At 68.4% G+C, this 11,252-nt stretch carries 8 protein-coding genes and 2 rRNA genes; 7 read left to right on the top strand and 3 right to left on the bottom strand.

All coding sequences use genetic code 11. The annotated features are described in order from the left end of the window. Window positions 1-17 precede the first annotated feature (17 nt). The 7 genes from AB0D93_RS08485 (at window position 18) to AB0D93_RS08515 (ending at window position 9,190) form a co-directional block, all read left to right on the top strand. The gene (locus AB0D93_RS08485; protein ID WP_362115020.1) at window positions 18-1,385 is read left to right on the top strand and encodes a S53 family peptidase; all 1,368 of its coding nucleotides are present in this window, start codon (window positions 18-20) and stop codon (window positions 1,383-1,385) included. Between the two features lie 748 nt (window positions 1,386-2,133). Beyond that, the gene (locus AB0D93_RS08490) at window positions 2,134-2,442 is read left to right on the top strand and encodes a hypothetical protein (protein ID WP_014673544.1); all 309 of its coding nucleotides are present in this window, start codon (window positions 2,134-2,136) and stop codon (window positions 2,440-2,442) included. 108 nt (window positions 2,443-2,550) lie between these two features. Beyond that, on the top strand, window positions 2,551-3,381 hold the full coding sequence (locus tag AB0D93_RS08495) for a hypothetical protein (RefSeq protein WP_362115023.1): 831 nt from the start codon (window positions 2,551-2,553) through the stop codon (window positions 3,379-3,381). Then, window positions 3,371-4,714, top strand: a complete 1,344-nt coding sequence (locus tag AB0D93_RS08500; RefSeq protein WP_362115026.1) for a hypothetical protein — start codon at window positions 3,371-3,373, stop codon at window positions 4,712-4,714. The genes AB0D93_RS08495 and AB0D93_RS08500 overlap by 11 nt, the downstream gene beginning before the upstream one ends. Then, window positions 4,711-6,270: an SCO6880 family protein gene (locus AB0D93_RS08505; RefSeq protein WP_362115029.1), complete on the top strand. Its 1,560-nt coding sequence runs from the start codon at window positions 4,711-4,713 to the stop codon at window positions 6,268-6,270. Before AB0D93_RS08500 ends, AB0D93_RS08505 begins: the two co-directional genes overlap by 4 nt. A 14-nt stretch (window positions 6,271-6,284) precedes the next feature. Beyond that, a complete protein-coding gene (locus AB0D93_RS08510) occupies window positions 6,285-7,697 on the top strand; it encodes an ATP-binding protein (RefSeq protein ID WP_362115032.1) in 1,413 nt (470 codons plus the stop codon). Window positions 7,698-7,720: 23 nt separating this feature from the next. Beyond that, entirely contained in the window at window positions 7,721-9,190 is a 1,470-nt protein-coding gene (locus AB0D93_RS08515; RefSeq protein WP_362115035.1) for a type IV secretory system conjugative DNA transfer family protein, read from the top strand. Here AB0D93_RS08515 and AB0D93_RS08520 read toward each other — a convergent pair. The 3 genes from AB0D93_RS08520 to AB0D93_RS08530 all read right to left on the bottom strand — a co-directional run. Further along, window positions 9,187-9,753 (bottom strand): GNAT family N-acetyltransferase, encoded by a 567-nt coding sequence (locus tag AB0D93_RS08520; protein WP_362115038.1) that lies wholly within the window; start codon window positions 9,751-9,753, stop codon window positions 9,187-9,189. The two genes, AB0D93_RS08515 and AB0D93_RS08520, sit on opposite strands and share 4 nt — an antisense overlap. Window positions 9,754-9,891: 138 nt before the next feature. Beyond that, window positions 9,892-10,008, bottom strand: a 5S ribosomal RNA gene (rrf, locus tag AB0D93_RS08525). A gap of 70 nt (window positions 10,009-10,078) precedes the next feature. After that, window positions 10,079-11,252, bottom strand: a 23S ribosomal RNA gene (locus AB0D93_RS08530); the annotation flags it as partial.

The raw sequence follows: 11,252 nt of genomic DNA on the forward strand, positions 1-11,252 counted from the left end.
TTCCAGGAGGCTGTACCTTGCGTACGACCACCCCCAACTCCCCCCACATACGCGGTAGACGGGCCCGGATCGGCTCAGCCGCCATCGGCGCCGCCGCACTCGTCCTCGCCGGACTCGGCACCGCCGCCCACGCCGCCCCGGACACCGCCGCCGGGGGCCACAAGGTCTCCGCCAAGGCCGTCACCGCCCAGGTCGCCAAGGCCCATGTGCGGTACGAGAAGACGTGCGGTGCCACCCCGAAGAAGGGCTACGCCGCCTGCGACGCGCTGCGCGTCACCGGCGGCACCACCGCCTTCATGGAGAAGCAGGCCGCGCTGAAGGGCATCGCGCCGAAGACCGTCCGGCCGAACGCCGCCTCCGACTCCCCCACCGGCTACGGCCCGAGCGACATCCAGTCGGCGTACGGCCTGACCGACGCGGCCTCCTCCAACGGCTCCGGCGAGACCGTCGCCATCGTCGACGCCTACGACGACCCGAACGCCGAGTCCGACCTCGCGGCCTACCGCTCGTACTACGGCCTGCCGGACTGCACCACCGACAACGGCTGCTTCACCAAGGTCAGCCAGACCGGCTCCACGACCTCCCTGCCCTCCGCCGACAGCGGCTGGGCCGGCGAGATCTCCCTCGACCTCGACATGGTCAGCGCGACCTGCCCGAACTGCGACATCCTGCTCGTCGAGGCGAAGTCCGCGTCCGACGCCAACCTGGGCACCGCGGTGAACGAGGCCGTGAAGCTGGGCGCCAAGTTCGTCTCCAACAGCTACGGCGGCTCGGAGTCCTCCTCCGACACCACGTACGACACCTCGTACTACAAGCACCCGGGCGTGGCCATCACCGCGAGCGCGGGCGACGAGGGCTACGGCGCCGAGTACCCGGCCGCCTCCCGGTACGTCACCGCGGTCGGCGGCACCTCGCTGTCGGCGTCCTCCGACAGCCGCGGCTGGACCGAGTCCGTCTGGAACACCTCCAGCACCGAGGGCACCGGCTCCGGCTGCTCCTCCTACGACGCCAAGCCCGGCTGGCAGACCGACAGCGGCTGCGCCAAGCGCATGATCGCCGACGTGTCCGCCGTGGCCGACCCCGCCACCGGCGTCTCCGTCTACGACACCTACGGCTCCGACGGCACCGGCTGGAACACCTACGGCGGCACCAGCGCCTCCGCGCCGCTCATCGCCTCGGTCTACGCCCTGGCCGGCACCCCGGGCAGCAGCGACTACCCGGCCCAGTACCCGTACAACGCGGCCGGCACCTCCGCCCTGAACGACGTCACCAGCGGCAGCAACGGCAGCTGCTCGACCTCGTACTTCTGCACCGCCGGGTCGGGCTACGACGGCCCGACCGGCTGGGGCACCCCCCAGGGCACGGGCGCCTTCGGCGCGAGCTGAGCCCACGCGCGGGCGACGACCACCCCGTCGGGTCACGGGGAGCCGCCGGATGAGGGGGACGTGGGGTCCCCTCGGCGGCACGGAAAGGAGAACGGGCCACGGCAGCCGGCCGCGGCCCGTTCTCCCCGTCCGACTCCACGGCGCCGACCGCCGGCACCGCCCTGCCGAAGTCCCCCTCCACGACCCGAGGCTGGACGGATACGGCCCGGAAGACGAGCAGCACGAAAGGAACCGGCTCCGGCTGCTCCTCCCACGACGCCAGGCCCAACCGGCAGACCGACACCCGCTGCAACAAGCACGCCGGCGCCTACGCCCTCGCCGGCACTCCGTCGAACAGCAGCTACCCGGCCAAGTTCCGCTACGCCCCACGTCGGCCTTCACCTGCTGCCCCCGCGTCAACCCCGCTCGTCACAGGCCCCCGACGGGTGCTGCCGCCGGGGCCTTGTCCGGTTCGCCTCCCCCACCCATGAGAACATCATCCCGACGCCTCACCCGACCGGCCGTCAGAAACCTCGCCAGGTCATAGAGGAGGACAACGACGGAACCACACGACAGGTTCCGGTCGGACCTCGTTGCCCGGCGTGACCTGCCGTGATACACAGAGTGACCGTACGAGCTATTCGTACGAAACCCGCCAGTCAATGACGTCAAGTCGACATACGACCGCGAAGTTGTCGGCGACAATGAGACCTGCCCTCCGCACCCGGCGGAGGCTTTGCGGAACTACCCACCAGGGGCGGTGACTTACATGCTCTTTGCGGCCGACAAGGGAGACATCAACACCATCATCGGCGGGATCGCTCCGGACTGGGGCCCCTTCGGCAGCCTGGGCAACGAGGCCAAGGTGATGATCGAGGTGGTCATGGCCGTAGCCATCCTCCTCTGCCTCGGCATCGCGGTCTGGGGCGCGGCCAAGCAGCGCATCGGCGCCACGGCACTGCGCGACACCTTCAGCGCGGAGCAGGGCAAGGGCCTCATCATCGCCGGCCTGACCGGGGTCTTCATCATCGGCTCCCTCGGCACTCTGTTCACCATCGTGTACGGCATGGCGGTCTAAGTCCCCTGAAGGTTGCGCCTCCCTGATGTCGAGTCACCACACCGCGCCCGCGCGGGAACCAGCACGGCTACCGTCGTATGCCTACGAGGGTGAGGGAGTGCACACGGCATGAATCCCGGAGACGAACAGGCATACACCGACTACGGCGACACGGGCCACACCCGCACCCGGCTCCCCGAGGGCGACCCCTACGGCGGCGCCCCCCGCCGGGGCCCCCGCCGCTCCTCCCCCCGCAGCCTGGTCACAGTGGTGGGCGTCGTGGTCCTCCTCATCGCGGCGATCGCATTCGCCAGCAGGGGCGACCATTCGTCTGCCGACGGCTCGACCACGAAGTCCGACAAGCCTGCAGCCGCTCCCACGGCGGCGACCGGAACGCGGCCCGTGGACGCCAAGTCCGGCGGCGTGCCAACAGGCTTCTCCCACACCGAGCAGGGCGCTCAGTCGGCGGCTTCGAACTACGCCGTGGCGCTGGGCTCGACGGACATGTTCAACAAGGACAACCGCGACGCACTCCTGCACCTCCTCTACACCTCCGAAGCCGCGACTCGACTCCAGGGCCCGATGGATCAGGCCTACTCGACCGACTTCCTCGCCAAGATGGGCCTCGACGCCTCGGGTAACCCACCGAAGGGCAGTACGTTCGTCTCCAGAGTGACCCCGATCGGCACCACGGTGCAGGTCTACACGGACAACGACGCCAGGGTGGCGGTCTGGTACGTGGGTCTCATCGGCATGGCCGGCAGCTCCTCCACCGACCCCGTCACATCGTCCTGGAAGACGTGGACGTTCGACCTGAAGTGGTCCGACGGCGAATGGAAGATCGCCTCCGACACCCAGAAGGACGGCCCCGCACCGGTCCCCGGCGATGACAAGGCCGCCACCTCCGACGAGATCAGCAAGGCCATCGAAGAGTACGGAGGGTTCACGTATGCCCGGTAGCCCGCAACGTGCGCTCAAGCTCGTCGGAGTCGTGACAGCCGTACAGACAGCGGCCGTGCTGCTGGCCACGCGCGCCTTCGCCGCGCCCTCCCCTACCGGCGGCCCCTCGCCCTCACCGTCGAAGAGCAAGTACAACTGCGACGTCATCTCCGGCGAGGCCAAGAAGTACTGCGAACGCGGCAACACCTCCAGCGGGTCCGGCGGTGCCAACGTCCCGGACACCTCTGCGCTGGACCCGCTCTCCTCCCTGGCCAAAGGCTGTGCCGAAGCCGCTTCCTGGACCATCGGCAAGCTCAGTAAAGCCGTGAAGGAGACCGCCAACGTCGACTTCACCAACCCCAAGTTCCTGCAGCAGTACGCCATCGTCTTCGCCGCGTCCACGATCCTCACGCTCCTGCTGTGGCTCCTCGCCGTAGCCAAGCGAGCCGTGCGCGGCGTGCCGCTCACCACCGCCATCTCCGAAGCCGTCGGCTTCCTGTGGCTGACCGTGCTCGCCTCCGCCTTCACCCCGCTGATCCTTTACACCGTCGTATCGGCCACCGACGGCGTCACCGACGTCCTCGCGAAAGCCACCGGCGACCAGGCCGACACGTTCTTCGGCACCTTCTCCGGCGCCCTCGGCAAGGGCACCGACATCGGCGGCGGCCCCATCATGCTGATCGTCGTCTCCCTGGTCAGCATCCTCGCCGCCGGCGTCCTCTGGCTGGAGCTGGTCATCCGCGCCGCGCTCCTCTACGTCGGCGCCCTCCTCGGCACCGTCGTCTACGCCGGACTCGTCGACAAGAACCTGTGGGGGCACGTCCGGCGCTGGGCGGGCATCATGATCGCCGTCATCCTCGTCAAGCCCGTCATCGTCATCGTGCTCGGGCTCGCCGGCGCCCTGTCCTCCGGCAACGGCCCCGACGCCTTCTCCGCCGTCGTCTCCGGCCTCGCCATCATCCTGCTCGCCATCTTCGCCAGCGCGATGATCTACCGCTTCGTCCCCGGCTTCGGCGACGACATCGCGAGCGGCCGCAACAACCGCATCATGCAGGGCGCCGAGGGCAAGGCAGCCGCCGTCATCAGCTCCCCCGCCACCCTCGTCGCCCAGGGCATCAAGACCCACAGCACCCGCGCCGACAGCAACGGAGCCGGAGGGGGACAGGGCAGCAGCACGCCCCGCCCCGCCAACCCCGCCACCGGCGGTGTCGCCGCCCACAGCAGCCGTACCCCCACCGGGGGCGGCGGAGCAGTCCCCTCCGCCACACCCGCGCCCCGGGCACCCAGCCCGGTCAACACCCCGCACGCAGGCAACACCCGCAACATCAACCGCACGGGAGGTGAAGGGCGTTGACGACCGAGTCCCACCTGTCCCATCCGGTCACGCCCCGCCGTACGTATCTCATCGGCCGCGCCCGGCCGAACGCGATCGTCGGCCGGAACCGCGAGTCCGGCGAGATCGCGCTGATCATCCTGGGCGCGTTCCTCGGCATGATGTGCGGCCTCCTCGTCCCGGTCCTGTCCCTGCGGATCGTGCTGCTGACGGGCTTCCCGCTGCTCGCGCTCGCCGCGGTCTACGTGCCGTACAAGCGCCGCACCTTCTACAAGTGGTTCGAGATCAACCGCAGCTACAAGCGCACCGTCAAGGGCGGCAACGCCGTCTACCGGTCCGGCGTCATGGAGGCCGGGACGACGCTCGACGGGCGCGAGGTCGAGATCGGGCCGCCGCCCGGCATCGGGCGGATCACCTGGCTCGCCGCGCCCTTCGGGCCGGACGAGATCGCCGTACTGCTGCACGCCGACCGCAAGACCGTCACCGCCGCCATCGAGATCGAGGGCCCGGGCGTCGGCCTGCGCGACTCCGAGGACCAGGAGGCCCTGGTCGACCGCTTCGGCACACTGCTGAAGCACGTCGCCAACGGCGACGGGTTCGTCACCCGGCTGCAGATGCTCGCCCGGACCCTGCCCGCGGACCCCGACGCCCACGCCAAGGACGTCACCCAGCGCGGTGACTCCCGCTCCCCCGACTGGCTCCAGCAGTCGTACGACCAGCTGCAGTCCATGGTGTCCACCAGCAGCGAGCAGCACCGCGCCTACCTCGTCGCCTGCATGCACTACACCCGCGAGCTGGCCGCCGAGGCCAACGCCATGGCCCGCGCGGTACGCGCCCGCGGCGGCAAGGTCGACCGGGACGCCGGACTGGCCGTCGTCATGGCCCGCGAGCTGACCGACATCTGCTCCCGCCTCCAGGAGGCCGACATCCGGGTCCGGCAACCGCTGGGGCAAGGGCGGCTGGCCTCCCTCATCCACTCCATGTACGACCCCGACCACCCCATCGACCACATCCAGGCGATGACCAAGCGCAACGCCTGGCCGGCCGAGCTCGACGCCATGGAGCCCACCTACCTCCAGGCCAAGACCCGCGAGTCCAACACCCGCGCCCCCTGGTGCCACGCCACGGCCTGGGTGAAGGAGTGGCCGATGACCCCGGTGGGCGTCAACTTCCTGGCCCCCCTGCTCGTGCACACCCCCGACGTCATCCGAACGGTCGCCGTGACGATGGATCTCGAACCCACCGAGGTAGCCATCGAACGCATGCTGACCGAGAAGACCAACGACGAGGCCGAGGCCTCCCGCGCCGCCAAGATGAACCGGACCGTCGACCCCCGCGACATCGCCGCCCACAACCGGCTCGACCAGAGGGGCGAGGACCTCGCGAGCGGCGCGGCGGGCGTCAACCTCGTCGGTTACATCACCGTCTCCTCCCGCACCCCGGACGCCCTCGCCCGCGACAAGCGCACGATAAGAGCCTCCGCCGGCAAGTCGTACCTCAAGCTGGAGTGGTGCGACCGAGAGCACCACCGCGCCTTCGTGAACACACTTCCCTTCGCCACCGGCATCCGAAGGTAGGGGCTGATTCGCCGATGCGGGATCCGCTGTCCGTCCTGACCGACGCCTTCACCTCCTTCCTCTTCGGGAAGGTCGAGACGACCCGGCTGCCGGTGCGCACCTCCACGGGCCAGGCCCAGGCCGTCTACCTGCCCACGGCCGCGCCCGGCCTCGGCGACTCCGGCGTCATCATCGGCCGCGAGGTGTACTCCGGCAAGGGCTACATCTACGACCCCTTCCAGCTCTACGGCCAGCAACTCCCGGCCCCGCACTGGCTGGTCCTCGGCGAGTCCGGCAACGGCAAGTCGGCGCTGGAGAAGACGTACGTCCTGCGCCAGCTGCGCTTCAAGGACCGCCAGGTCGTCGTCCTGGACGCCCAGGGCGAGGACGGCGTGGGCGAGTGGAACCTGATCGCGGAGGAACTGGGGATAACTCCCATCCGGCTGGACCCCACGGCCGCCCTGGACCACGGCATCCGGCTCAATCCCCTCGACCCGGCGATCACGACCACCGGCCAGCTCGCGCTGCTCCGCACGATCATCGAGGTCGCCATGGGGCACGGGCTCGACGAGCGCTCAGGCTTCGCCCTCAAGGTCGCCCACTCCTACGTCAACGAGACGATCGTCGACCGCCAGCCGGTCCTCACCGACATCGTCGAGCAGCTACGGCACCCCGAGCCGGAGTCGGCCGAGGCGATGAACGTCGCCATAGACGACGTACGCGCCTGGGGCCTGGACGTCGCGCTCGTGCTGGACCGGCTGGTCGACGGTGACCTGCGCGGCATGTTCGACGGCCCGACCACGGTCGGCATCGACCTGGACGCCCCCCTCATCGTCTTCGACCTCTCCCACATCGACCGCAACTCCATCGCCATGCCCATCCTCATGGCGATCGTCGGCGTGTGGCTGGAGCACACCTGGATCCGCCCCGACCGGAAGAAGCGCATCTTCCTGGTCGAGGAAGCCTGGCACATCATCAACAGCCCGTTCGTGGCCCAGCTGTTCCAGCGCCTGCTGAAGTTCGGCCGCCGCCTCGGTCTCTCGTTCGTCGCGGTGGTCCACCACCTGTCCGACGTGGTCGACGGCGCGGCGGCGAAGGAGGCGGCGGCCATCCTGAAGATGGCCTCCACCCGGACGATCTACGCCCAGAAGGCGGACGAGGCACGGGCCACCGGCCGGGTGCTGGGTTTGCCGAGGTGGGCCGTGGAAATCATCCCGACACTGACGCCCGGCATCGCCGTGTGGGACGTCAACGGCAACGTCCAGGTGGTCAAGCACCTGGTCACGGAGACGGAACGCCCGCTGGTCTTCACCGACCGCGCGATGACCGAGTCCTCCAGCGACCTCGCGGCCGACGACGCCCTGCACGCCGCCGAGCTGGAGGCCGAGCAGCGGGCGGCGGCCTTCGTGGAACAGCACCTGGGCGACTCCGAGTCGACGGTGGCATAGGGGCAGAGGCAGGGGAGGAACGGGTGAGACCGGACGCTCGTGATCGCCGCGAGGACCACCGGGAGGGCCAGGGCGGCATCCCCGACGGCCTGCTGATCGGCATACTCGCGTTCCTCCTCGGCATGACCCTGCTGGTGTGGACGGCCACCGGCCTCGCCGCCCTCTTCGCCAAGGGCGCCTGGCCCCACGGCGTCACCTTCACCCGCACCCCCCTGGCCATGCGCCACCTCATCGGTGAACCCCACGACATCACCGGCGCGTGGCCGGACACCCCCGCCGCCCAGCTGTCCGGCTGGGGGCTGTTCTGGGGCCTGTTCATCGGCCAGCTGATGGTCCTGTTCGTCCTCACCATGTTCACGATGGGAGCGGTGGCGCGGTGGCGCACGAGGCGGGCCCAGAGGAAGGAGCAGCCAGGAGCGGTCGAGGAGATCCCAAGGACGGCACCGGACCTTCCGCTCCCCGTACCCCCGCACGAGATCCCCGCGCCTCGCAGCGAACCGCAGCCGTACGCATCGGGCACCCTCCCGGCCGACGGCGAACGGGAGGGCGAGTGGGAGACCAACCGCACCGAAGGCCCGGTGCTCTACGCACCCCCCGCGGCCCGCCAGACGGCCGCGGCCCAGGCGGTACGCGACGCGGAGGGCCCCACCCTGGTCGTCACCTCGAACCCCACCCTCTGGGCGGAGACCAAGGACGCCAGAGCCAAACTCGGCCCCACCCTCCTCTACGACCCCACCCACCTCTGCGACACCCCGGCCCGCCTCCACTGGTCGCCCACCACCGGCTGCGAGGACAAGGAGACCGCGCTGAACACGGCCACCGCGCTCCTCGCCCCCGTACGGCCCACGGCCAAGATCGACCAGGCGGTCGCCGACACCGCCCTGACACTCCTACGGAGCTATCTGCACGCCGCCGCCCTGGAGAACCGCACCATCCGCCACGTCCACCGCTGGTCCCAGGGCACCCAGGTGCAGGACGCGGTACGCACCCTCCGTACCCACCCCAAGGCCGCTCCCGGCGCCGCCGGCGAGCTCGAGGCCGCGCTCACCGCCCACCCCGAACGACGGGACATCGCCCAGGAGGTGACCAGCCGCGCCCTGTCGGCCCTGTTCACGGTGAACGTCCGCGAGGCTTGCACACCTAACCGAACTGATGCGCTCACCCTGGATTCCTTCATCCACGAAGGGGGCAGCCTTTATGTGGTCGGTGAATCCATCGAGGACCCCAGGAGCGCCCCGGGCGCGATGCCCCTCCTGACGGCCCTCGTCTCCAGCGTGGTCGAGCGCGGCCGGCGCATGGCCGAACGGTCATCCTCCGGTCGGCTCGACCCACCACTCACCCTGGTCCTGGACGACGTCGCGGCCGTGGCCCCGCTCCCTCAGCTCCCGGACCTGCTCGCCACCGGAGCCGACCAGGGTCTGCCGACCCTCGCCCTGCTCCGCTCCCGCGAACAGGCCCGCTCCCGCTGGCCGCACCAGGAACTGCCGGTCTAGGACGGCCACTCCAGGACGAACTCCACCTCTGTCTGCAGCTCGTTCTTGAAGAACGGCACGACCACCCCACTGGGCACGAACCCGGCCTTGCGGTACGCGCCCTGGGCCCGGGCGTTCTCCTCGTGCACCAGCAGCCGCACCCGCTCCGCACCCCGCTCCCGCGCCCAGCCGACACCGGCGTCGAACAGGGCCTTGATCAGCCCGTTCCCCCGGTGCTCGGGCCGGATGTACACCCCGACCGCATGTCCCTGCCGGCGCTCCACCGGATATCCGGCCCAGTCCTTCGTACCGGCCTCCTCGATGAGGACGGTGACCGAGCCGACCCAGGTCCCGTCGGGCGCCTCGGCGATGAACTGCCGGGCCGTCGTGGAACCCTCGCCGGAGCCGACGGCCCGGTCCTGCCAGAAGGCGTCCGCCCTGGCGGCTCCTTCCTCGTACGTCTCCAGGAAGGCGAGGTGCGCGTCAGGGTCTCCCAGCGCTTCCAGCCGCAGTTGCTTCACGCGGGGCCAGTCGTCGGGTCGTATGGCGCGGATGACGTAGTCATCACTGGTCGAGCTGCTCATGGGGGCCACCGTAGTGCGGCCCCCCGGCAACGGCATCCCATATTGCGGACGCCATGACAACTCTGCCAGATCGGCCGAATACCGTCCCCGAAACGCAGAAAGGCCCACGCCGTGTGGCGTGGGCCTTTCCCAAGAATTGTTCGGCGGCGTCCTACTCTCCCACAGGGTCCCCCCTGCAGTACCATCGGCGCTGTGAGGCTTAGCTTCCGGGTTCGGAATGTAACCGGGCGTTTCCCTCACGCTATGACCACCGAAACACTATGAAACTGACAACCGGCAATGGTTGTTCGTGGTTTCAGAACCAACACAGTGGACGCGAGCAACTGAGGACAAGCCCTCGGCCTATTAGTACCGGTCACCTCCACCAGTTACCTGGCTTCCAGATCCGGCCTATCAACCCAGTCGTCTACTGGGAGCCTTACCCCATCAAGTGGGTGGGAGTCCTCATCTCGAAGCAGGCTTCCCGCTTAGATGCTTTCAGCGGTTATCCCTCCCGAACGTAGCCAACCAGCCATGCCCTTGGCAGAACAACTGGCACACCAGAGGTTCGTCCGTCCCGGTCCTCTCGTACTAGGGACAGCCCTTCTCAAGACTCCTACGCGCACAGCGGATAGGGACCGAACTGTCTCACGACGTTCTAAACCCAGCTCGCGTACCGCTTTAATGGGCGAACAGCCCAACCCTTGGGACCGACTCCAGCCCCAGGATGCGACGAGCCGACATCGAGGTGCCAAACCATCCCGTCGATATGGACTCTTGGGGAAGATCAGCCTGTTATCCCCGGGGTACCTTTTATCCGTTGAGCGACGGCGCTTCCACAAGCCACCGCCGGATCACTAGTCCCGACTTTCGTCCCTGCTCGACCCGTCGGTCTCACAGTCAAGCTCCCTTGTGCACTTACACTCAACACCTGATTGCCAACCAGGCTGAGGGAACCTTTGGGCGCCTCCGTTACCCTTTAGGAGGCAACCGCCCCAGTTAAACTACCCATCAGACACTGTCCCTGATCCGGATCACGGACCCAGGTTAGACATCCAGCACGACCAGACTGGTATTTCAACGACGACTCCACAAACACTGGCGTGCCTGCTTCAAAGTCTCCCAGCTATCCTACACAAGCCGAACCGAACACCAATATCAAACTGTAGTAAAGGTCCCGGGGTCTTTCCGTCCTGCTGCGCGAAACGAGCATCTTTACTCGTAGTGCAATTTCACCGGGCCTATGGTTGAGACAGTCGAGAAGTCGTTACGCCATTCGTGCAGGTCGGAACTTACCCGACAAGGAATTTCGCTACCTTAGGATGGTTATAGTTACCACCGCCGTTTACTGGCGCTTAAGTTCTCAGCTTCGCCCCACCGAAATGGAGCTAACCGGTCCCCTTAACGTTCCAGCACCGGGCAGGCGTCAGTCCGTATACATCGCCTTACGGCTTCGCACGGACCTGTGTTTTTAGTAAACAGTCGCTTCTCGCTGGTCTCTGCGGCCACCCCCAGCTCAG

This window comes from Streptomyces sp. NPDC048191 (assembly GCF_040652655.1).
In the GTDB taxonomy this organism is placed as follows: domain Bacteria; phylum Actinomycetota; class Actinomycetes; order Streptomycetales; family Streptomycetaceae; genus Streptomyces.

Excerpts from the sequence above, each read along its gene's own strand:
- AB0D93_RS08490 (WP_014673544.1), top strand. The coding sequence starts at position 2,134 with ATGCTCTTTGCGGCCGACAAGGGAGACATCAACACCATCATCGGCGGG.
- AB0D93_RS08495 (WP_362115023.1), top strand. The coding sequence starts at position 2,551 with ATGAATCCCGGAGACGAACAGGCATACACCGACTACGGCGACACGGGC.
- AB0D93_RS08500 (WP_362115026.1), top strand. The coding sequence starts at position 3,371 with ATGCCCGGTAGCCCGCAACGTGCGCTCAAGCTCGTCGGAGTCGTGACA.
- AB0D93_RS08510 (WP_362115032.1), top strand. The coding sequence starts at position 6,285 with ATGCGGGATCCGCTGTCCGTCCTGACCGACGCCTTCACCTCCTTCCTC.
- AB0D93_RS08520 (WP_362115038.1), bottom strand. The coding sequence starts at position 9,753 with ATGAGCAGCTCGACCAGTGATGACTACGTCATCCGCGCCATACGACCC.